The 23,707-nt window shown below is 68.8% G+C and carries 12 protein-coding genes and 1 pseudogene; 9 read left to right on the top strand and 4 right to left on the bottom strand.

Annotation, left to right across the window (positions count from 1 at the left end; translation table 11 throughout):
- Positions 1-149: 149 nt before the first annotated feature.
- From IE302_RS00325 to IE302_RS00345, 5 genes are read left to right on the top strand one after another with little or no spacing between them, the layout of a single operon-like run.
- On the top strand, positions 150-3,188 hold the full coding sequence (locus IE302_RS00325) for a non-ribosomal peptide synthetase (RefSeq protein ID WP_191250550.1): 3,039 nt from the start codon (positions 150-152) through the stop codon (positions 3,186-3,188).
- Positions 3,185-8,620 (top strand): non-ribosomal peptide synthetase/MFS transporter, encoded by a 5,436-nt coding sequence (locus IE302_RS00330; protein ID WP_191250552.1) that lies wholly within the window; start codon positions 3,185-3,187, stop codon positions 8,618-8,620. Before IE302_RS00325 ends, IE302_RS00330 begins: the two co-directional genes overlap by 4 nt.
- Positions 8,617-9,888, top strand: coding sequence for an ATP-grasp domain-containing protein (locus IE302_RS00335; protein WP_191250554.1), 1,272 nt, complete (start codon positions 8,617-8,619; stop codon positions 9,886-9,888). Before IE302_RS00330 ends, IE302_RS00335 begins: the two co-directional genes overlap by 4 nt.
- Positions 9,885-11,162, top strand: a complete 1,278-nt coding sequence (locus tag IE302_RS00340; RefSeq protein ID WP_191250556.1) for an ATP-grasp domain-containing protein — start codon at positions 9,885-9,887, stop codon at positions 11,160-11,162. Before IE302_RS00335 ends, IE302_RS00340 begins: the two co-directional genes overlap by 4 nt.
- A complete protein-coding gene (locus tag IE302_RS00345; protein WP_191250558.1) occupies positions 11,159-12,103 on the top strand; it encodes a TauD/TfdA family dioxygenase in 945 nt (314 codons plus the stop codon). Before IE302_RS00340 ends, IE302_RS00345 begins: the two co-directional genes overlap by 4 nt.
- Positions 12,104-12,129: 26 nt before the next feature.
- On the opposite strand, the gene IE302_RS00350 is transcribed toward IE302_RS00345, so the two are convergent.
- A complete protein-coding gene (locus tag IE302_RS00350; RefSeq protein WP_191250560.1) occupies positions 12,130-14,955 on the bottom strand; it encodes an NACHT domain-containing protein in 2,826 nt (941 codons plus the stop codon).
- A gap of 837 nt (positions 14,956-15,792) precedes the next feature.
- On the opposite strand from IE302_RS00350, the gene IE302_RS00355 reads away from it, so the two are divergent.
- A complete protein-coding gene (locus tag IE302_RS00355; RefSeq protein ID WP_191250562.1) occupies positions 15,793-16,053 on the top strand; it encodes a hypothetical protein in 261 nt (86 codons plus the stop codon).
- Between the two features lie 181 nt (positions 16,054-16,234).
- On the opposite strand, the gene IE302_RS00360 is transcribed toward IE302_RS00355, so the two are convergent.
- Positions 16,235-16,378, bottom strand: coding sequence for a hypothetical protein (locus tag IE302_RS00360; RefSeq protein WP_191250564.1), 144 nt, complete (start codon positions 16,376-16,378; stop codon positions 16,235-16,237).
- A gap of 336 nt (positions 16,379-16,714) precedes the next feature.
- A complete protein-coding gene (locus IE302_RS00365) occupies positions 16,715-18,406 on the bottom strand; it encodes a DUF2075 domain-containing protein (protein WP_191250566.1) in 1,692 nt (563 codons plus the stop codon).
- Between the two features lie 978 nt (positions 18,407-19,384).
- Between IE302_RS00365 and IE302_RS43020 the strand changes: the two genes are divergently transcribed.
- Positions 19,385-19,507, top strand: a complete 123-nt coding sequence (locus IE302_RS43020) for a hypothetical protein (RefSeq protein ID WP_268246737.1) — start codon at positions 19,385-19,387, stop codon at positions 19,505-19,507.
- Positions 19,465-19,745 (top strand): annotated as a pseudogene (locus IE302_RS00370) (IS110 family transposase); the annotation flags it as partial. The gene IE302_RS43020 and the pseudogene IE302_RS00370, both read left to right, overlap by 43 nt.
- Positions 19,746-20,182: 437 nt before the next feature.
- Here the strand turns inward: IE302_RS00370 and IE302_RS00375 are convergent.
- The gene (locus IE302_RS00375; protein WP_229907519.1) at positions 20,183-20,956 is read right to left on the bottom strand and encodes a S1 family peptidase; all 774 of its coding nucleotides are present in this window, start codon (positions 20,954-20,956) and stop codon (positions 20,183-20,185) included.
- A 323-nt stretch (positions 20,957-21,279) separates the two neighbouring features.
- On the opposite strand from IE302_RS00375, the gene IE302_RS43215 reads away from it, so the two are divergent.
- The gene (locus tag IE302_RS43215) at positions 21,280-23,697 is read left to right on the top strand and encodes an ABC transporter permease subunit (protein WP_191250568.1); all 2,418 of its coding nucleotides are present in this window, start codon (positions 21,280-21,282) and stop codon (positions 23,695-23,697) included.
- Positions 23,698-23,707: the final 10 nt, after the last annotated feature.

Consider the following 23,707-nt stretch of genomic DNA (forward strand, 5'->3'; position numbering starts at 1 on the left):
CCGAACACGCGTGCTTGGAGTCCGAACACACGTGAGGCCGGATTCCGCGCCGTGATCCGGCTGGACGCACGCGTGATCCGGCTCGGCGCACGCGTGATCCGGCTGGGCGCACGCGTGGACAGACCAACAGACACTGAGAACAGGAAATCATGAGCGACACGAAGGAATGGACGTTTCCGGCCTCGTTCGGGCAGGAGCGGATCTGGTTGTCCGGCCAGCTCGACCCGGCGTCCCCGGTGTACAACCTGCACTGCCAGGCCCGGCTGGACCGCCCGCTGACCGCGGCGCAGTGGCGCACCGCGCTCGGCGTCATCGTCGGACGGCACGAGGCGCTGCGCACGTCGTTCCGCATGGACGGCGGCGCGCTCGTGCAAGTGGTGCACGCCGAGGTGCCGATCGAGCCCGAGGTGCACGATCTGCGGGACCTGCCCGCCGACGCCCGCGGTGACCGGCTCGCCGAACTCGTCGGCGCGGTCTCCCACGCGGCCATCCCGCTCGACTCGCCGCCGCCGTGGCGGGCGCAGGTGTGCCGCGTGGCCGACGACGAGTGGGTGCTCACGTTCGTCGTGCACCACACGGTGTTCGACGCCGGCTCGGTGCGGGTGCTGGGGGCCGAGCTGGGCGAGGCGTGCGACGCCGTGTTCGAGGGCCGCGAGCCGAAGCTGCCCGAGCTGGCCATCCAGTACCCGGACTACTCGGCCTGGCAGCGCGGGCAGCTCGAAGCGTCCAGTGAACAGCTGGACTACTGGCGGACGCAGCTCGCCGGGCTGCCGCCGGTGCATTGCCTGCCCACCGACCGGCCGCGGCCGTCGGAGCTGACGTTCGCCGGTGATCAGGTGGACTTCGCCCTCCCGGAGGGACTGATCGACCGGGTCGGCGAGCTGGGCCGGGAGCTCTCGGCGTCGCCGTTCATGGTGCTGCTGGCCGGTTACGCGGCACTCCTGTCGCGACTGTCCAGAGTGGACGATGTCGTCGTCGGTGTCCCGGTCGCCGGCCGAGACCTGCCCGAGCTGGCCGACCTGATCGGCATGTTCGTCAACCAGATGGCCGTACGCGTCGACTGTTCGGGCGCGCCCGCGTTCACCGAACTGGTCGGCCGGGTCCGGACCACGCTGCTGGAAGCGATCGATCACAGCCAGGTGCCGTTCCAGACGGTCGCCGAGGCGGCCGGGATCGAGCGCGACCCCGGCGTGCAGGCGCTGTACCAGCTCGGCTTCAACTTCCTGCCCGACTCGGGGCTGGAGCCGATCCGCTCGGCCACCGCGAAGGACGACATCGCGATCGACCTGAGCGCCGTGGACGGCAGGCTCGTCTACCGCACCGACCTGTTCGACCGCGAGACCGCCGAAGCCGTGGCCGAGCGGTACCTGCGGCTGCTCGTCGCGGCGCTGGCCGATCCGGCCCGGTCGATCGCGGACCTTCCGCTGCTGTCGGACGCCGAGCGCGAACTCGTCCTGACCGGGTGGAACCCGGCAGAACTGTCCACTTCGGACGCGACACCCGTGCACGCCCGGTTCGAGGCCCAGGTGCGGCGGACCCCGGACGCGCCCGCCGTCGACTTCGGCGGGGTTCGCCTGACGTACGCCGAGTTGAACGCGCGGGCCAATCGCGTCGCACACCGGCTGCGTGAACTGGGCGCCGGTCCCGGCACCGTCGTCGGCGTGTGCGTGCCGAACTCGGCGGACCTGCTGACCGGTGTGCTCGGGGTGCTGAAGAGCGGCGCGGCCTACGTCCCGCTCGACCCGGCCAACCCGGCCCCGCGGCAAGCGCTGATCCTCGCGGACGCGAGCGTGCCGTTCGCGCTGGTCACCGGAGAGTCCACACTGGACACCAAGACGCTGGCCCTGGACGACCCGGCCGAGTGGTCCGCCGCGGCCACCGAGGACCCGGAACCGGCGGCCGGGCCGGGCGACGTCGCCTATGTGATCTACACGTCGGGTTCGACCGGGCGGCCCAAGGGCGTCGACGTCGAGCATCGGGCCGTCGACACGTACCTTGCGTGGGCGCGTGAGGCGTACCCCGGGTTGGCCGGACGGGCGTTGCTGCACACGTCGCCGTCGTTCGACCTCACCGTGACGACGCTGCTCGGCACCCTCACCGCCGGGGGCGCGGTGGTCGACGGAGGCAGGCCGACGTTCGTCAAGGCGACCCCGACACACCTCGCCGTCCTCTCCGAGGAGCTGTTCCCGACGGGTGAGCTGGTGCTCGGCGGCGAGGCGCTGACCGCCGAGGCCGTCCAGCCGTGGCGGGAGCGGCACCCCGGCACGCTCGTCGTCAACGAGTACGGCCCGACCGAGGCCACGGTCGGCTGCGTCGTGCACCGGATCGAACCCGGGGACGAACTGCCGTCCGGTCCGGTCCTGATCGGCCGTCCGGTGACCGGCACCCGCGTGTACGTCCTCGACGAGCGACGGCAGCCGGTGCCGCCGGGCGTCCCGGGCGAACTGTATGTCGCCGGGCCGCAGCTCGCCCGCGGCTACCGCGGGCTGCCGGACTCGACCGCGGGCAAGTTCATCGAGGGACCGTCCGGCCGGATGTACGCGACCGGCGACCTCGTCCGCTGGCGTCGCGACGGCACGCTCGACTACCTCGGCCGCGCCGACGAGCAGGTGAAGCTGCGCGGCTACCGTATCGAGCCCGGCGAGGTCGAAGCGGCGCTGCGCGAGCTGCCGGAGGTACGGGACGCGGCCGTGGCGGTGCGCGGCGACACGCTCGTCGGCTACGTCGTCGGCAGCACCGAGGGGGCGGCCGACGCCCTGCGGAAGACCTTGCCGGACTACCTGGTGCCGACCCGGTTCGTGACGCTCGACGCGCTGCCGATGGCGGCCAGCGGCAAGCTCGACCGGGCCGCGCTGCCGGACCCCGAACCCGGCGAGGCGCCGGCGTACGTCGCGCCCCGGACCGCGGCCGAAGAACTCGTCGCCGAGGTGCTCGGCGAGCTGCTCGGCGTCGACGACCTCGGCGCGCACGACGACTTCTTCGCCCGTGGCGGCAACTCGCTGCTGGCGATCCGCGCGATGGCCCGGCTCCGCAAACAGCTTGAGGTCGACATCCCGGTGCGGGGGCTGTTCACGCTCACCACCGTCGCCGGGCTCGCCGCCGAAATCGAGCGGCGGCTCGCCGAGGACCTCGACCAGCTCAGCGACGAAGAGGTCCAGCGCCAGCTGGCCGAAGGCGAGCTCTCATGACCACGATCGACGAAACCAGCGCGGCCGCGCGCCGCGCGCTGCTCGAACGGCGGCTGCGACGGCGCACGGAGCCCGCTGCGACCATCACGCCGCGCCCCGGCGACGCCGTCGTCCCGCTGTCGTATCAGCAGGAACGCGTCTGGTTCATGGAGCAGTTCGCGCCGGGCACCGGGTCCTACCACATTCCGGTGCCGATCCGGCTGACCGGCAGGCTCGACGTCGCCGCGCTCCAGTCCGCTTTGGACACTCTTCCGGTACGACACGAAGCGCTGCGGATGCGGTTCCCGGCCGGGGAAGACGGACAGCCGACCGTCCACATCGAACCGTCGGTCAAGGTCGCACTGTCCATCGTGGACACGGGAAGCGAGGAAGCCGCTCGCGCCGCCGTCGACGCCGCCGCGGCCGAGACCTTCGACCTGGCCACGGGCCCGCTGCTGCGGGCGACGCTGGCCCGGGTGTCCGACGAGGAGCACCTGCTGGTCTTGTGCACGCACCACATCGTGGGCGACGGCTGGTCGGTCGACCTGCTGCTGCGTGACCTCGCCGCGCAGTACCACGCCCTGAGCACCGGTGGCACGGCCGAGCTGCCCGCGCTGAGCATCGGGTACGGCGACTTCGCGCACTGGCAACGCCGCACGCTCACCGGTGGCGAACTCGACCGGCAGCTGGATCACTGGCGGGCTCAGCTCAACGGGGTCGAGCCCCTGGAGCTGCCCACCGACCGGCCCCGGCCCGCCAAGCAGAGCTTCGACGGCGAGATCCACGAGTTCTTCGTCGAGCGCGACCTCGTCCAGGCCCTCGGCGAGCTGAGCCGCGAGCACGGAGTCACGCTCTTCATGACCCTGCTGGCCGCGTACCAGGTGCTGCTGGCGCGGTACTCGGGTCAGGAGGACTTCGCGATCGGCTCGTCGTCGGCCGGGCGCGGCCTGCCCGAGCTGGAGGGCGTGGCGGGCATGTTCATCAACATGCTGCCCCTGCGTGCCCAGCTGGCGGGCGACCCGTCGTTCGCCGAGCTGCTCGAACGCACCCGGCGGCACGTGCTGGACGCGTTCGAGCACGCCGACGTCCCGTTCGAGCGGCTGGTGAACGCGCTCGGCGTGCCCCGCGACGTCAGCCGCTCGCCGGTGTTCCAGGCGATGTTCGTGCTGCAGAACTACGAGATGGGCCGGATGGGTGCGGCCGGAGAGTCCGCTGTGGACTTCCGCTGGCTGCCGATGGACCTGCCCGCGACCCGGTTCGACTTCGAGTTCCACGCGATCGAGGTCGAGCGCGGGCTGATCGGCAAGTTCGTGCACAACACGGCGCTGTTCACCGAGGACACGGTCGCCGGGATGGCCGGGCGGCTGGTCACGCTGCTGCGCTCGATCGTCGACGGCCCGGACCGGCGACTGTCCGAACTGGACATTCTCGACGCCGGGCAGCGCGAACTCGTCCTGGAGCGCTGGAACGCCACGACGGCCGAGTTCCCGCAGACCACGTTGCACGCGCTCGTCGAGGAGCAGGCCGCCCGGACGCCGGACGCGCCCGCGGTGACCTTCCGCGGCGCGTCGCTGACCTACCGCGAGCTGGACGAGCGGGCCAACCGGCTCGCGCACCGGCTGCGTGGTCTCGGCGTCGGGCCGGGCGTGCTCACCGGGGTGTTCGCGGAGCGGTCGTTCGAACTGGTCGTCGCGCTCCTCGGCGTGCTCAAAGCCGGTGGTGCTTACGTCCCGCTCGACCCGGAGTACCCGGCCGACCGGCTGGCGTTCATGCTGCGGGACGCGGCCGCGCCCGTCGTGCTGACGCAGGCGGCGTTGCGCGGAACGCTGCCTCCGGGTGACGCGACCGTCATAGTTCTAGACGACCCCGACGACCCCGACACGGCTGGGCAACCGGGCACCCCGCCCGAAGCGCTCGCCGGACCGGACGACCCGGCGTACGTCATCTACACCTCGGGCTCGACCGGACAGCCGAAAGGCGTGCCCAACGGTCACCGCGGCATCGTCAACCGGCTCGACTGGATGCAGCGCGCGTACCGCCTCGACGGCACCGATTCGGTGCTGCAGAAGACCCCGGCCGGTTTCGACGTGTCGGTCTGGGAGTTCTTCTGGCCGCTGATCACCGGCGCGCGGCTCGTGCTCGCCGAACCCGGTGGCCACAAGGACGCCGCGTACCTGCGTGAGCTGCTCGCGTCGGAAGGCATCACCACCGCGCATTTCGTGCCGTCGATGCTCACGCTGTTCCTGGCCGAACAAGGCGTCGAGACCTGCACGGCGCTGCGGCGGGTCGTGTGCAGCGGCGAGGAACTGCCGCTCGACGCCGCCCGCGAGTTCACCCGGCGGCTGCCGCACTGCGAGCTGCACAACCTCTACGGCCCGACCGAAGCCGCCATCGACGTCACCGCCTGGCACTGCACGCCCGCCGCGCTCGCCGAGGTCGCGTCGGTGCCGATCGGGGCGCCGATCCAGAACATCCGGATCTACGTCCTCGACCGCGCGGGGCGGCCGTGCCCGGTCGGTGTGCCCGGCGAACTGCACATCGCCGGTGTCGGTCTGGCCCTGGGCTACCACAATCGCCCGGAGCTGACGGCCGAGCGGTTCGTGCCCGACCCGTTCCACAGTGGACTGATGTACCGCACCGGCGATCTCGCGCACTGGCGCCCGGACGGGACGATCGCGTTCCTCGGCCGGATCGACCACCAGGTCAAGCTGCGCGGCCTCCGCATCGAACTGGGGGAGATCGAGACGACCTTGCGCGCCCAGCCGGGTGTGCGCGACGCCGCCGTGATCGTCCGCGAGGACACGCCGGGGGACAAGCGGCTGGTCGGGTACGTCGTCGGCGACGCCGAGCCCGGCGCGCTGCGGACGGCGCTCAAGCAGAGCCTCCCGGACTACATGGTCCCGCCGTCGTTCGTCGCGCTCGACGAGCTGCCGCTCACCCCGAACGGCAAGCTCGACCGCAAGGCGCTGCCCGCTCCGGTCGCGTCCCGGGACGCGACCAAGGAACTGGTCGCGCCGTCGAACCCGGTCGAGATCCTGCTGGCCGGGATCTGGCGGGACGTGCTCAAAGTGGACGAACTGGGCGTCGACGACGACTTCTTCGACCTCGGCGGCCACTCGATGCTGGCCACCCAGGTGGTGGCGCGGATCGGCAAGGAGGGCGCCGGCCAGGTCGGCGTCATGGACCTGTTCCAGCACCGCACGATCCGCGAACTGGCGTCCTTCATGGACGGTGACGGCGCCGACCGGCCACGGCACCTGCTGTACGAACTGACCAAGCCGGCGAAGCAGCGGACGCTGAACTACGTCTGCTTCCCCTACGGCGGCGGCAGCGCGATCGTCTACCAGCCGCTGGCCGACGCGCTCCCGGAGGGCCACTCGCTCTACTCGGTCGCCATCCCCGGCCACGACGTCGGACTGTCCGAAGAGGCCCTGCCCTTCGACGATCTGGTCGAGCGGCTGGCAGGCGAGATCCTCGACCGCATCGACGGCCCGCTGGCCATCTACGGCCACTGCGGTGTCGGCAACGCGCTCGCCGTCGCCGTCGCCCGGCTGCTCGAAGAACGCGGCCGCGAGCTGGAGGTCGTCTACATCGGCGCGATCTTCCCGTTCGCCCGGATGAAGGGCGCGGTGGGCACGCTGCGCACCCGGCTGGAGAAGCTGCGCAGCAACCGGTACTACTCGAACTGGCTCAAGGGCATGGGCGTCGACACCGACGACCTCGACCCGGCGCAGGCCGACCGGATCATCACGAACATGCGCGCCGACAGCCGTGCCGCCGAGGAGTACTTCAGCGGCCTGCTCGACGCCCGCGTGGCCAAACTGCGCGCGCCGATCGTGTCGGTCGTCGGCTCCGAGGACCCGGTCACCGACTACTACGCCGAGCGATACCGGGAATGGGAGTTCCTCACCGACACCACCGCGCTCGTGGTGCTCGACCAGGCCGGGCACTTCTTCCTGCGCTACCGGGCCGAAGAACTCGCGGAGATCGTCACTCGCGTGCATCCGGCGCTGGACGATCCCGGCGAGCTCGACGTCCGGGTCCGCGGCGAAGACGCGGCCTGGGCGGTACACGAGACCCATCGGTCCACTGTGGACGAGAAACCCGCGGTGCGGCCGAGCATGGCCCGGTTCGTCACGATCACGATCGGGCAGCTGGTGTCCTCGACCGGCTCGGCGCTGACGTCGTTCGCGGTGCCGATCTGGCTCTACACCCGCACCGGTTCGGTCGCTGATCTCGGCCTGCTGTGGGCGCTCGCGCTGCTGTTCGGCGTGCTCGTCCTGCCGGTGGCGGGCGCACTGGTCGACCGCGGCGACCGGCGGCGGATCATGATCGCGGCCAGCGGCATCGCGGGCGGGATCCAGCTGGCCCTGGCGTTGGTGCTGGTCACCGGGCACGTCCAGCTGTGGTTGTTCTACGTGCTGATCCCGCTCGGGTCGGTGGCCTCGTCGTTCCAGCGCATCGCCTATCAGTCCTCGGTGGCGCAGCTGGTGCCGAAGCAGTACCTCGGACACGCGATGGGCCTCGCGCAGCTGACCACCGGTTTCGCCCAGCTGCTGATGCCGGTGCTCGCGGCCGGGCTGCTGGCGGCGATCGAGTTGTCCGGCATCCTGATCCTGGACATGGCGAGCTACGTGTTCGCGATCGTGGGCCTGCTGCTGGTGCGCTTCCCGGACACGCTGGGCTGGCGCCCGCGCGAACCGCTGCTGACGGCGATCGCGGGCGGGCTGCGGTACTCGTGGAACCACCGCGGCTTCCGCACGATGCTGCTGTACTTCGCGCTGGCGAACGTCTTCCTCGCCCCCGCGCTGGTGCTGGTCTCGCCGCTCGTGCTGTCGTTCGGTTCGGTCACCGACGTCGCGCAGGTGGCGCTGGCCGAGGCGCTCGGCGCGGTGGCGGGCGGGATCGGGATGGCGCTGTGGGGCGGCCCGCGGCACCGGCGGATGGTCGGCGTGCTCGCCGGCAACGTCGGGATCGCGCTCGGCAGCCTGGTGATGGGCCTGCGGCCGTCGCTGATCGTCGTCGCGGCCGGGGTGTTCCTCCTGGCCGCCGCGATGTCCGTGTCGCAGGGCATCTACGCGACGCTGGTGCAGGTCAAGGTGCCGCAGCGGTTCCACGGCCGGGTGTTCGCGATCAACCAGACGATCACGTGGTCGACGCTGCCGATCGGGTTCGCCGTGCTGGCGCCGCTGGCCGTCGGCTGGTTCTCGCCGCTGCTGGCGCCGGGCGGCGCGCTGACCGGGTCGGTCGGCACCGTGCTCGGCACCGGGGAGACCCGGGGCATCGGGCTCGCCTATGTCGTCTTCGCGCTGATCCTGCTGCTGATCAACGTGGGCGGGTTCTCGCTGCGGCAGCTGCGCCGGTTCGACACCGAGGTGCCCGATTCGCTGCCCGACGATCTGGTCGGGGCGCAGGAACGCGAGCGCAAGCTCGCGGGGAAGAAGGCCGCATGAGTACGGCAGTGCTGGTCAGGGAGGCCCGCGGGCACTGGGTCGGCGAGGTCGCGCCTGCCGTGCGGGCGGCCGGGCACCGCGTGGTGCTGCTCGCCCCGCCGATGGACGAGGCCGAGCGGGCCGCGTTGACAGGTGTGGTGGACGACGTCGTCGCGCTCGACGACGTCCACGACCCGGAAGCCGTCGCGGCGAAGGTCCGCGAGATCGCCGGTGACGCGCCGGCCGGCATCTTCACCGGCTCGGACGGCGCCATCGCGAGCACCGCCCAGGCAGCGGAACTGCTCGGGGTGGCGCGCTGCCCGGCGTCGGTGTTCGCCTTGTGCGCGAACAAGTTCGCGGTCCGGGAGGCCCTTGCCACGGCCGGGTTGCCCGGCCCCGCGCACGCCCTGATCTCGTCGGCCGCGGAGGCGGCGTCGGTGGCTTCGGCGGTCGGGCTCCCGGCGATCGTCAAACCGGTCAACGGCGCGGGCAGCAACCTCGTCCGCGTCGTGTCCACTGTGGATGAACTGGCGGCCGCGTACGAGCTGCTGGCCGCGCGGCTGCCCGAGTCCGCGGACCCGCGCTACCACCGTCCACTGGGGACACTGGACCCGTCGCGGACGTTCCTCGTAGAAGGGTTCCTGCATGGCCCGGAGTACGCAGTGGACGTGCTGGTCCGTGACGGGGTGGCCGAGCCGGTCGAGATCCTCGACAAGCCGCTGATCGACGAGCGGAAGTTCGAGCTGGCGCTGTCGTGCCCGCCCGCCGGGCTCACCGGCGACCGCGCCGAGCTGGTCACCGCGGCGGCGGTCGCCGCGGTCCGCGCGCTGGGTCTCGACAACACCTGCGCCCACGTCGAGCTGATCGACGACGCCGACCGCGGCCCGACGATCGTCGAGGTCAACGCCGGTCGCCCGGCCGGGTCGATCATGCCGCTGCTGGCGAAGCTGCGCACCGGCATCGACGTGTTCGCCGAGCTGGCGGCGCTCGCGGTGGGGGCCCCGCCGCCAGAGCGGGAACCCGCGAAACTGCCGATCCCGCTGGGCATGCTGATCCTCTACGCGGCCGGTTCGGGCCGGTTGACGCGGATCGGCGGGCTCGACGAGATCGCCGACCTGCCCGAGGTGATCGACGTCGTCACCACCGTCTCGCCGGGACAGGTGCTCACCGACGAGCAGGAGACCTACGCGGTCAACCTCGTCGTGGCGGGGTTCGCCGATCACGACGACCTCGCCGCCCTGCACGCGGAGGCGAGCAAGCTCGTCCAGCTGGACCTGGAGGACGTGTGAACACCGCGTTCGTGGTCCGGGAGACCGCCGGGCAGTGGATCGCCGACGTCGTGGCAGCCGTGCGCGCGGCCGGGCTGGGGGCCGAGCTGGTCACCCAGCCCCTGGAGCCGGCCGAGCAGGCACAGCTGGCGGACTTGGTGGACGGCTTCGTCTTCGTCGACGACGTCCGTGACGCCGAAGCCGTGGCCGAGGCGATCCGGGCGCGGACCGCGCGTCCGGCCGGGGTGGTGACCGCCGCCGAGGGAATCATCGCGAGCGTCGCCCGTGCGGCCGAGCTGCTCGGCGTCGCGCGCTGCCCGGCGTCGGTGTTCACCGTGACGCACAACAAGTTCGCGGTCCGGCAGGTGCTCGCCGCGGCCGGGTTGCCGGGGCCGCGCTGCGCCCTGATCTCCGCCGAGTCCGAGGCGGCGTCGGTGGCCGCGGTGGTCGGGCTCCCGGCGATCGTCAAGCCGGTGAACGGCGCTGCGAGCAATCTCGTGCGCACGGTGTCCACTGTGGACGAACTGGCGACGGCGTACCGGCTGCTGGCCGAGCGGTTGCCGCTGTCGGAGGACACCCGGTACCACCGGCTCATCGGTGGCGGGCCGTCGCCGATCGACCCGCTGAAGGTGTTCCTCGTCGAAGGCCTGCTGCGCGGCCCGGAGTACGCGGTCGACGTCCTGGTGCGCGACGGCGTCGCGGAGCCGGTGGCCGTGGTGGAGAAGCCGCTGATCGACGAGCGCAAATTCGAACTGGGCATGGTCTGCCCGCCGCTCGAACTGTCCGAAGAGGACACCGAACGGCTGTTCGCGGCGGCGACGGCCGCCGCGCTCGCGCTGGGCCTGGACAACACCTGCGCGCACGTGGAGCTGATCGACGACGCCGAGCTGGGCCCGGTGATCGTCGAGGTGAACGCGGGCCGTCCGGCAGGCGGCGCCCAGCCGGTGCTGCTGAAGCTCGCGACCGGCATCGACGTCGTCGCCGAGGCCGTGTCGCTGGCACTGGGCACGCCACCGCCCGCACGGGGTGCGGGCCTGCCGGTGCCGGTGGGCTACCTGATCTTCTATGCCGAGGGCACCGGGCGGCTGGTCCGCGTCGACGGCACCGACGAGGTCGCCGACCTGCCCGAGGTCCTGGAGGTCGTCACGATCGTGCGCCCCGGCCAGCTGCTCACCGACGACCAGGAGATCTACGCGGTGAACGTGCTCGCCGCGGGGTTCGCCGACACCGAAGACCTCGCCGCGCTGCACGCCGAGGCCGCCAAGCTGATCCGATTCGAACTGGAGGAGTCATGACCGCCGAACTCGCGGCGAACCTCGACGGTGCCCATCACGTCGAGGGCAACGAACACACCAAGCTCACCGTGTACGCGGCCACGGGCCTGGACTGGGTGCGCGCGCACCGCGAAGCGCTGCAGGACCGGCTGCGCGAGCACGGCGCGATCCTGCTGCGCGGGATGCCCGCTGATCTGACGGTGTTCAACCAGGTCACCGAGGAGATCGGCGGCTCGCTGCTGACGTACACGGAACGGTCGACGCCGCGGTCGGCGGTCCAGGGCAACATCTACACCTCGACGGAGTACCCGCCCGCCGAGTCGATCCCGATGCACAACGAGAACTCGTACTCGGCGCACTGGCCCGCGCGCCTGTTCTTCCTGTGCGACACGGCGGCCGAAACCGGTGGCGCGACGCCGATCGCCGACAGCCGCGCGATGTACCGCCTGCTGCCGTCGGACCTGCGCGAGCGGTTCGCGGACGGCATCGCCTACACCCGGGCGTTCCGGGAAGGCCTCGGGCTGACCTGGCAGGACGCGTTCCAGACCGACGACCGGCAGGCGGTGGAGGACTACTGCACCGCCAACGGACAGACGTACGAGTGGACCGACGAGGGCCTGCGCACGCGGCACGTGCGCCCGTCCTTCGCCGCGGAACCGCACACCGGCGCGATGGTGTGGTTCAACCAGGCCAACCTGTTCCACGTCTCGAGCCTGGGGGAGGAGGTCAGCGAGGCGCTGCTGGAGCTGTACCCCGAGGAAGACCTGCCCCGCAACGCGTACTTCGCCGACGGCTCGCCGATCCCGGAGGCGGACCTGATCGCGATCAAGGCGGCGTACGACGAGGTCAGCTACGCGTTCCCGTGGCAGCCGGGCGACATCATGGTGATCAACAACATGCTGATGGCGCACGGACGCGAGCCGTTCACGGGCAAGCGGCGGACCCTGGTCGCGATGACCTGACCCGGCTGAGGGCTTCGAGCGGCCGTTCACTCAGGAGGTGGGAGCACGCTGATCTCCCGGTGCACCCACCTCCGGAGAAATGCTCGTACCGGGGCGGGCATGGCGGCGCGTCGCACCGCCACCATCACGTCCGCGCGGCTCGAACCCTCATTAAGGCGTCCCTCGATCAGGTCCGTGCACAGGTTGTCGACGGCGGGAATCAGATCGACCATCCCGTGATCGGCTGTCATCTCCAAGTACGGAAGCATGAGCAACCGGCGCAATGTCGATCCGGCGGCGTCCGTCCGCAACCCGAATTCGCGAAGCCACATGTAGGGCCGTTCGTCCTTGGAGTGGTCTCGCCACCAGGCGGTGGAAGAGAACCAGGGCAGCGGCGCCGTGATCATTTGCGCGCAGAGCGCTTCGGCGTCGTCGCGATCGATGGCCCAGCTATTCAGGTTGAATAGGCGAGATTGCATGAAAATGAACCTGGATCCGGTGAGAAAATAGTCACGCAGATAAAGAATGTGTGGTCCGTGCAAGGCTACTCCGTCTTGGATCGACTTGACTCGGCCATCCACGTACCAGGCGTATCGTTCCATCCAGGCTCGAAGTGCGTCGGCGCGGGTTTCGGTCAGCTCTTGCTGTACGTCTCTCCAGATGGTCACCCGGCTCTCGTCCGCGTTCGTGAAATGCCTGGAGATGTTGCAGGCGATGAAGATCGCGATTTCATCACCATTGTCAATGGCCGCGCCGAGCGTTTCCACGATGGTCCGCCGGACAATGGGGAGGTTGGCGGGCAGACTGTCGTACATGGCCGCGAACAACGCGTTGTCCACCGCATCCAGGTCGTCATAGACCTGTGAGCTCATCCCATAACGCAGGCGATCGGCGACGGCGGTGTTCAAACAGGCGGCAAGGGCGTCCTTCGTGATGGCGCGCACGGTGTGGTGGCCGGGCTGGCAGAAGCCCAGTGTCCGTGAGAGGAAGCCGCGGACACGGGAACCGTGTTCGGGGGAGTCCGGCATTTTCGACAACGCGAATGCGACGAACAGGTCAGCGCCGTCCTCGACATTACGGTCGAACAGCTGGATCGCGATCTGGCCGATGACCTCCCATTCGCCGACCGTGATCCTCGGGAGCAGCTCGGTCCAGAGTCCGCTGATGGTGGCATGTTGGCGCACCAGGTGTTCGGCGGCGAAGTATTCGAGGAACGTGCGATGAGTGAACCCGTACCTCGGCTCGGTTTCGGTCGCTCCGACATCGGTGAGAACCCAGGCGCGACCGGTGCAGAACTGGATGAACTCTTCGGCCGTCTGAGCTGCGTCGTCCTCGTCGAATTGTTTCTTCACGAGGTATTCGGACAAGATTTGAACGATGCGCCGACGGGTCAGGGCCCCATCCGCCGGTGCGCTCGTGAATTGCTTCCAGGCCAGGTGCTGGATGGCTCCCCTCAGCCTGCCCTGAAACTGGATGGGTATCCCGATGCCGCGCATCGAGTCCCAGCGCTCGAAAAGCATGGTCGCACAGCGTTCGTATACCTGCGCGAGATTGCGCGGGATATAGCGATCACTCGAGTACATAGCGCAGAGGAGCGCCAGGATGAGCGAGTTCCGGCAGAGTTCCTTGACGTACTCACTCTCGCTGGTGAACGACTGCGCCAGTTGTTGCTGCTCGGCCGCCGACAAGGCCGGATCGAGCGCGAACCATTTCCCCGCGTACGAGGCGACCTCTACGTCTTCCAGTTCGGTCACCACGCCGACCTGGAAGAGGTTGGGGCTCAACGGTGCCTCCGCGTAGCCGATCTTCCTAGCCGTGACCAGCACAGGAACCAACGGGTACCGGTTGACGAACCCCTCGACCAACTGCACGACCCGACGGCGAAGTTCCGACTCGGCGAGTTCGTCGAGCCCGTCCAGCACCACTACCGCCCTGCCGTTGCGCAGCAGGTAGTTCACCGCGTGTGCGGGCGGCTGAAGATTGTAGGGATCCTGGCACGCCTTTTCCAGGTAGCGCACCAGCTGCGAGCCGCCCTTCCGGAAGGAGGCCGCGAAGCTGCGGAGGACGATCAGGAACGGGACACGGCCCTCCGCGCCGGGAAATCGATCAGCCGCCACGTCGTGGGCGAGTTTGGTGGCGAGTGTCGACTTCCCGGCTCCGGGGTCACCCAGGATCACCGTGCGTCGACAAGGATGCGCCAACTGGTCCAGTCGCGGGACGGGTTGCCCGTCTTTCTCACTGCAGAGGCTGGGTTCGGTGTAGAGCTGTTCGTAGGGGACCGATCGGCTGATCCCCAGATGAGGCAGCCGGATCTCGCCGTGCAGGGCGACGACCTGGGCACGCAGCTGATCGGCGAACCGGTGGAACTCGGCGAGACTCTCCACCTTCTCGAGCAGCTTGCTGTTGGCCACCGCTGCCGCGCTCAACCGGCCGGCGACCGCCAGCGTGTTCGGATCGATCGCCGGGCCGACGCTCTGAATCGCCTCCTTACCGGCGACGACCAGCGCGTCGAAGATGACATCGGCGCTCGACGTCAGCAGTTCGGTACGGATACGGGCCGCTCGTCGCAGGCCCAGCCTCAGCTCGTTGCGGATATCGACGGACAGCCGCTCCCACCGTACGTCGCTGAGCTTCATGCCGAGCACGAGCTGGAGCGCTATTTCTTCGAAGTCGGGAGAACGCAGGTATTCGTCGAGTTTGAGACGCTCGTCCTCGGAAAGGTCTTCGAGCAGCTGATCGGCGACCCGGCCGGCCGTTAGCGGGCGGGTGTCCGCACGGGACTTCCGTCGTTTGCGTTGTACCCAAGCGGCGCCGAACAGCCGGGGTGCCACCTTCTGCAGTGCTTGCTGAGCAGCCACTTCGATACCGGACATCGTGGCCTTCCTGGCGACTCGTGCCTTTGAAGAGACGGTGCTGTGGAAGCTGACCGTTGGTCGTGGCCAGGGCCGGGCCTGTTACACCAGGAGGACTTCGTGCGGGCCCAACTCGTGTGTCGGTCGCGGCTGCCGGGGTGCGAGTCGGACCGCCGCGCGGTCAGCGTCGATAGTTGACCTCACCACGCAGAGCAGGTGCCGTGGGGCTGCCACAGCGCTGTTCGAACGTCGTGAGGAGGGGCGACGAGCCTCCCAGCGCCGCGTTCGAGGTGGTCGATCGTGAACGTCGAATAGTCGTCGACGCAGGCCAGGCCGTTGGAGGTGGTCCGGATATGCGCTCCCTCGGTGTGGTCGCGGGTGTCGGCCTGCAAGTTTCCGGACGGCGCGGAGAAGTCGAGCGCGATGAAGTCGAACCCGGTGGTCGGTCTCGGCGTCCACCCGCAGGGTCGCGCCCCAGAACCGCACCTCGTTCTCCGGCGAGGTAGTCCAGTGACCGCTTCTGCCGTTGACCGGAAGGGCGCCCTGTTGGGCGGTGAAGTCGAGGCTCGCGACGGGCTCGGCGGCTGCGGCCGGCGGGAACGCGGCGGCTGCGGCCGGCGGCGATGGCATGCGTGGTGAAGACACGACGGAACTTCATGGAACCCCCAATGTCAGCCGTTCTCCGCAGAGCGGTCCTTACCGATACTGCCGGGATTTCCAGTACCTGCCACGAGTCGAACTATTCAACCAGCCCCGCTTGCGCGGGAGGACATTTGCTGACCTGGTGCTTTGACGATCCTGCTGGTGGATCTTGTTCGGTTCGGGCTGTGGCGGTGCTTCATCTGAGGAGTCTGGCTCGTGTTGTTGGCGGCGCCGTGTGTGGTGGTTCCTTTTCCGCCATTTTCTGAGGATACGGCGGCCGTAGTTGTGGGTGACGGCGATCCGGTCGGGGTCCGCGCCGGTCAAAGCGAAGGGGCAGCTGGCGAAACTTCTCAGCATCCCGGCCACGCGGCCGCGTTCGCGGCGGCGCTGATCGAACGCCTGCTGAAGGTCGACCATGAGGTGCCCCAGGGCGGCAGCCCGCTCAACGCCACGCCCCGGATACCTGGCCAGCGCTGAGAGTAACGCCAACAGTGGCGACAGGGAAACCGAGCCCGCCGATGAGGTGCCGACGAGGCGACGCTTCCTTCGCCCGGTGGCGTCGCTGCCGGGTTTCCGTGACCTGCTTGAAAATCTCCTCATGGGTCGCCGGATACTAGGCGGGGTGGTTCCGAAGCTATCCGGGCCACCCCGCCCGTGCCTAGATGCCGTTGCTCCCGTTGCTCCCGTTGCGGCGGGTCCACCATTGCCTGATGATCGTCCAGGATGCTCCACCGGTACCGGCGACGCCGGCGAGAGTCGCTAGAGTGCCCCAGAATCCGGGGTTGAGCAGTCCGATGAACAAGATACTTCCTGAAACCAGGGATGCCAGGATGACAGCGGTGACGAACAGCGGGATGAGGAGCGTGCGTGCGCGTTTGGTCCGATCGTCGTCGTCGAGGATCCAGCACATCTTGCTTGAAGGCGGCGCTACCCGTTGCGGCCGCCGGACTTGTCCGCCTGGGCCGGTCGTTGAGAAAGCGGGGACCCCGGTGCCGGGGACGCCGTTAGAACGGAAATCCACAGGTGTTCTCCAGAACGTGTGAGGGCATGTCCGCGATGCGGAAGCCCGAAGTCGTTTCTGAGTGACGGTGATACGGCGAGGGTTCGTCCGGCTGTTCCTTTCCGCTGGGAAATGCGGTCAGTGTGCTTTCGAGCGAACGAGCTTGTGCAGCATGTGCCGTGTCTCCGGGTCCGTCGAATAGACGATTGTGCCCTTGCGGCTTCGACTCAGGAGAACTCTGTAAGTTCGTCGGATGTGCTTGTCGAAAGCGTGGTCGTCCAGACGGTTGAGGCCGAAGTCCAGGTTCTCCGTGCGTTGCGCGACCCAACGATCGGTGCGCCACACCAGGTCCGGCCCGAGGATGACGCCGGTCCAATCGAATTCGAAACCCTGGACGTTATAGACCGAGCCAATCTGGCCGATCCCGGCCGGATCACTAGCCCAGTGGCTGCTCGATGGTGCGCCATTCACTCCGCGGTCGCCTTTGACACTCCAGGGCCGCGCCCAGTCACCGATCTGGATGTCGAGCGGCAGGTTCTCACCAGGCTTGGCCTCGCTCCACGGCCAGCACAGTCCTGCGACGATCCGGGACGTGCCGTCGAGGTCCTGTTGCCTGATCCGAGCTTCCATTTCCTGTGGTGTGTCGGCGATCTCGACGGTGAACTCCCGGTCACCGGTCCAGATCGGAAGAGGGTGCCGTTGTTCGTCCAGCAACAGGCGTGTCCACGCGAGGTACTCGCTGCTTCCGTCCGCCCCGAATTGCTCGTCGAGCGTGATGCGGCGGACGGTGCGGCCGTTGTCCACCGCAGCGGACGCGATTAGCTCTTCCGTGCCGATCTCCCCGGGGCGCAGCGCCTGCTCTGGGTCGAGGAAGAACACCGATACCTTTGCCGCCTGGATCAGTTCGACTACCTGCGGAACTCCAGTTCGCTGGTCCCGTCGGGTGTAACGGGTCGCCGAGGTGTCTCTGACGCGATGCGCTTCGTCGCAGATCAGGACGTCGAGGCCACGCGGCTCTGCCCCTGAGTAGTTGTTGAAGTAGGTGAATAGTCCACGCACTTTTGTGCCGGGGTTCTCAGTGCCGACCACTTTCCGCCAGGTCGAAGTTGCCGGGCGCGACCCCGTCGCGTGGGTGACCGAGTACCCGCGTCGGGCGAGTTCCGCGAGCAGGGAGATAGCGATCGCGCTCTTGCCAGTGGCTGGCCGTCCGGAGACGATCAGGGTTTCGTTCACGCCACTTTCGGCAGCCTCGAGCACAGCCGAGCGTGCGAGTTCCTGGTTACCAAGGAAGACGTACTCGTCGTAGCCCTTAAACTCGTTTGCGGCCGCCACTAGAAGAGGATGCGGCTCGCGCACCGGGCTGGAGGAGAGTGTTTCAACGGCGCGCCGACTCGGATCTGGCGCGAGCCGGGTGCGGACGAAGTCGGCCATCTCCGCCCGGCTTTCAGGAGTGAAGACCCGGGTGCCTTCTGCACTCTCGAACTCGTGCAGGGAGCACACGTCTGCGTCGCGGGCTTGCGGAAGCCAGACCAGCCCGCTGATCGGTTGGTCCGATGCGACTGCGCGTTCCCTGAAGTAGGTGATCATCTTGTCGAGCTGGATCACGGGATGGATCGTGTGGCGAAGGCCCTCGAGCCCTTTCACGACAGCGCCGCTGGCATGCTCTGGCCGCGCTGCCAGCCAGCCCTTCATCTCGATTGCGACGTAGGAGTGCTTCCCAGTCTGGGGGTGGACGCCCGCCAGCAGGAGGTCGAACTCGGCGCTCGTGTAGGGAAGGCGGAAGTTAGCCAGTGCGTCGATCTCGCCGAGTCCAGCCTCGGTGAGTTCCAACGCGAAAGAACGGACGTATGTGTCCGAACCGGAGTGAGTTGTGGGGTCAGCGGCCAGCCCCGCCAAGGGCTGTGCAAAAGCGCTCCGCCCTGTCCTCACATGAGGTACAGGGCCGGGACATTTTTGTGTCACGGTGTCTCCATACAGGTTGGCGTATCCGCAAGCGAAAGCCAGATGGTTGTATGTCTGGCCGGACTGTATCACGGAGGTGGGTTGACTCGTGTTTCACAACCCTGTCCATAGCTGTGGCGTCCAGTGGCATGTCCGGTCTTCCACGGCATGGGCGGCCAGGAGTTAGTCCATCTCGTCTCGCCGCCCGTTGACGACGGCCGCCGGCGAGACGGGCGACTTCCTCACCGTTCTCCGGTACCCGCCCGATGGGTCAGTGCAGAACGGGACCCTGTGCCGTAATGCCTTTCCCTAGGTAACCGCCTACCGCGAATTCCTTCGCATCGAGCGTCGGCTCAAGGCCCTCGCGCCACGCTTCGGCTGGATCGAGGCCGCTTCGAACTCGGCCGCTGCGCGGGCGATCCGGCATATCCGCCGCATACGCTGTCGGTGGCCATGGCACCTGCCACGCTGGTGACGATCGGCGAACTGGACAACAACGCGGCCAACCTCGGCGCAGCCTACATCGGCGCTCGGCACGTTCTACCCCGGCGAACTGGGGACCAGAGCGTCGCAGAAGTACCGCGCGGCACGCTGCCCTGGCGGTCTACTCCCAGGGTATGGCACGGCGGAACATGTATGTGCAGCTCAAGACAGGCTATGACGCCAATCGTGGCCCGTCGTGAATCGCCTGGGTCAGTTTCTCCAAGACATGGAGGACCGCGTACTTCCGCGATCGAACTCTCCGGCGTCGGCCAGGTATGTACGACGCCAACTTCTATGATGTCGAGTCCGGAGAAGAGTTCTGGGTTTCCGGTCCGAAGCGAGATCGGACTGATGGTCGGTACGGCGGCGCACTGCCGGCGATCGATGACGACTCCCGCCGGTCGTGCGATGGCGCTGGCCGTGCTCGTCGGCATGACGATCGGCCTGCTCGCCTACCGGCGGCGGTGGCCCGGCGCGATGGCGACCGTGACGATAGCGTGTTCCTAGGGCTCGACGTCGGAAAAGGTGAGCACCACGCCGTCGGCCTGGAGTCGACCGGGGAAGGGCTGCACGATGCGCCGCTGCCGAACACCGAGCCCAGCTGCGGGCGATGTTGGACAAGCTCGCCGCTCACGGGCCGGTCCTGGTCGTCGTGGACCAGCCCGCGAACATCGGCGCTCTGCCGGTCGCGGTGGCCCGCGCCTGCGGTCATGAGGTGGCCTACCTGCCGGGGCTGGCGACCCGGAATCGTGAGCCTCGTCGCGGCGCCGTTGCCGGCGATCGCGGGCATGCTGACGGGCTGCGCATCGGCTGCCGGAGTCCGACGGCGTGTCGGCCCCGGCCGCCGAATACAACAAGGCGGTACTCGGCGATCCGACACAGAACACATACGGCTGCACGGAATCGGCGTACGGTTAAGCGTGCTTCGTGAAGTACAGCGGCCACTGCAACGAGGACGGCACCAAGCACAACGCCTACGGCGAGCAGGGGAGCTGCGCTGCCGTTGTCCGCGGCTCCTCGGTCTATCTCTTCGCGGTAGACGTCCATGGAGCCGGGGTGCGGTACGCAGCCCCGAGGCGGGGACTGACTCAGTCCCCGCCTCATTTACTGGTCCCGTGGCCAAGAGGGCTGCGACAACGGCGATAGCGGCGCTCGGGACACGCAGTCAGTTCCCTTGAGGAGCTATGACGCCGTCTCCCACGCGGTCACCGCACCACCGGTGACCTGGTCGATCCAGGCCCGATAGCCGGGAACGCTGTTGTAGATTCCGGGACCGTTGAGGCAGTTGCTGCTGTTGTTGCCGGATCGGCTGGTGGCGCCGGTCAGCTTACCGTCCAAAATGGACGGTCCGCCGGAGTCGCCGTAGCAGGCACTGGTTCCGGGTGCGCCCTGGAAGCAGATCTCCTTGCCTCGCTTGAAATCGGCGGTACACCTGGAGTCCGCGACGGTCGTGGTGTCCACCTCGCGAAGCTGTGGTGACGAGCCGCCGCACCCAGGGCTGCCGCATGTCTGGCCGTGCCCGATCAGCTTGTTGACGGTGCCGACGGCCGGGGTGGCGGCCGCGATCTTGATCGGCGTGGCGGTGGCCGCTCTCGACAGCCTCACCACGGCGATGTCGTTCGCGCCGAGGGTCGCGCTCGCCGCGGTGATGAGCTCGCCGCCGGAACCGGTGTTGATCGAGCCGATCCGGGCGGAGAAACCGCCTCCGGTGGAGCCCTGGACGCAGTGCTTCGCCGTGACGAGCCATTGCGGGGCGATCAGTGACGCTCCGCAGAAATGCCGGCCATTGCGTTGCAGTGAAGCGAAGAACGAGTACGGGGTGGTGACGATCTTGCCGCCGATGATGAAAGGTTCGATCGGTGGCCCGGCCGGTGATTCGGCCACGGCCGCGGGCCCGGCGAAGAGCGACCCGGCGACGAGGGCGGCGGCGATCATGGACATACGTCGGATCCACATGATTTTTCGGCCTCCTGCGAAAAAGGGGAGTCCTGCATGGGACGGGATTAGGTAGTGTCAGATCGATCAACACCTGACCGTAGTGCTCTGTAAAGTATCCGGTACCTCCTTTGGTACTGAATCGGACATACCAACGGTGGGTAAGGCGAAGAACAGCTGCCCGCGGCCGGGCCGGACCGTGCCGAATCTTTTACGCCGAGCTGTGGACAAGAGCCCCGTGGTCATGCTGGGCTGAGATCAGGTCGGTTTCTTTCTGCCCTGCGACGTCGAGGAGCGGCGCCCTGAGCCTGTCGGAGTACCTCCGGGAGAACTGGATCGACGTCGTGAACGACGCGATCCTGCACGTGGATCTCACCCTGGCGGCGATGGTGCTGGCCGTGCTGGTCGGGATGACGATCGGCCTGCTCACCTACCGGCGGCGGTGGCTCGGCGCGATGGCGACCACGACGACGGCGGCGTTCCTGACCGTCCCGTCGATCGCGCTGCTGGGCATCCTGATCGGCCCGTTCGGGCTGGGGCTGACGAACGTGCTGTTCGCGCTGGTGCTCTACGCACTCCTGCCGATCACGCGCAACACGATCGTCGGGCTGCGTGGCGTCGACCCGGCCGTGGTGGACGCGGCGCGCGGTATGGGCTTCGGCCGCGCGCGGCTGCTGTTTCGCGTGCGGCTGCCGCTCGCCTGGCCGGTGATCCTTTCCGGTATCCGGGTCTCGACGCAGATCACGATCGGTATCGCGGCCATCGGCGCGTACGTCAAGGGCCCCGGCCTCGGCAACGAGATCTTCGACGGGCTCGGCCGGTTCGGCTCGGTCAACTCGCTGAACCAGGTACTCACCGGAACGCTCGGGATCATGGTGCTGGCGCTGCTGTTCGACCTGGCCTTCGTGGTGGTCGGCAAGCTGACCACACGGCGACGTCCCCGCGCCCGCCGAGAGGTGGCCCCGGCGACGTCGGGGGAAACCGCCGGGACGGGCGGTGAGACGATCGAACTGCGGGAGGTCGGCAAGCGTTACCCCGGACGAGCGGTCCCGGCGGTCGAAAGCCTGACGATGCGCATCCCCGCGGGCGAGATCGTCGTGCTGACCGGTCCGTCGGGGTGCGGCAAGACGACGACCATGCGGATGATCAACCGGCTCGTCGAGCCCACTTCGGGCGTCGTCACGATCGGCGGCACCGAGGTATCGGCGCTCGACCTGGACGAACACCGGCGCAACACCGGCTACGTCATCCAGCAGATCGGGCTCTTCCCGCATTTGCGAGTGGACGCCAACATCGGCGTGGTGCCTCGGATGCTCGGCTGGACTCGACGACGTATCGTCGGCCGCGTGCGCGAGTTGCTCGGCGTCGTCGGCCTGACCCGCGAGCACGGCGTCCGGTACCCACGTGAGCTTTCCGGCGGTCAGCAGCAGCGCGTCGGTGTGGCGCGGGCGATGGCCGCGGACCCGCCGGTCATGCTGATGGACGAGCCGTTCGGCTCCACCGACCCGATCACGCGCGCCCGGCTGCAGGACGAATTCCTTCGCCTGCAACGGGAAGTGCGCAAGACGATCGTGTTCGTCACACACGACTTCGACGAGGCGCTGAAGGTCGGCGACCGGATCGCCGTGCTGCGGCCGCGATCGGTGATCGCGCAGTACGACACGCCCCAGGCGATCCTCGCCGCACCGGCGGACGACTACGTCGCGAGCTTCGTCGGCTCGAAGCGGAACCTGAAACGGCTCGGACTGATCCGGGTGGGGGACCTGGACCTCCGGCCGGCCGCCGGGCCGGAAGGTCTGCCCACGGCGCGGCCCGATGCCACCCTGCTGGACGTCTTGGACGTGATGGTGCGGACCGGCAGCACCGCGGTCGTGATCACCGAGGACAGCGGTGCGCAGCCGCTGGGAGTATGCGACGTGACCTGCCTCGTCGCGGCGCTGAGACCTACCGAAGAGGGTCCCACCGGCGAGGCGCCCGCGATCCCGGACGCGGAGGAGGCGCCCGGCCCTGAGCCGGACGCCACGGCGCCCGCGCGGCCTCGCCGTCGCCGGCTCGGGCTGCTGGTGCGCCCGGTCCTACTGACTCTCACCTTGCTGGCGCTCTTCCTGATCGTGCGCGCGCACCCGCTCGACTCGATCGAACAGCGCTTTCTCAACCCCGGCGAGATCCTCACCGAACTGGGCGTGCACCTGCGGCTCACCTTGATCTCGACGGCGTGCACCGTCGCCATCGCCCTCCCGCTGGGCATCCTGCTCACCCGCGCCGGCGCCCGCTGGGCCCGGCCCATCGGCCTCGGGCTGGGCAACCTCGGCCAGGCGATCCCGTCGATCGGGCTCGTCGTGCTGCTCGCGCTCTGGATGGGCACGGGCACCGCGACGGCGGTGACGGCGCTCGTCGTCTACGCGACCTTGCCGGTGCTGCGCAACACGATCGTCGGGCTCGACGGCGTCGACCCGACCGTCGTCGACGCCGCGCGCGGCATGGGCATGGGCAAGACGGCCGTCCTGTGGCGGATCGAGCTGCCGCTGGCCGTCCCGGTGATCCTCGCCGGGATCCGGACCGCGCTGGTGCTCACCGTCGCGAGCGCGACGCTGGCGACGTTCATCGACGGCGGCGGTCTCGGCGGCGGGCTTGTCGCCGGGATCGGGCTGTACCGCCCAATGCTGAGCCTGACCTTCGGCATCATCGTCGCCGCACTGGCGCTTTTCGTCGACTGGCTGGGGTTGGTCGCCGAGGAGGTCCTGCACCCGCGCGGCCTGTGACCCGACCGAC

Source organism: Amycolatopsis oliviviridis, assembly GCF_014654365.1.
GTDB lineage: Bacteria > Actinomycetota > Actinomycetes > Mycobacteriales > Pseudonocardiaceae > Amycolatopsis > Amycolatopsis oliviviridis.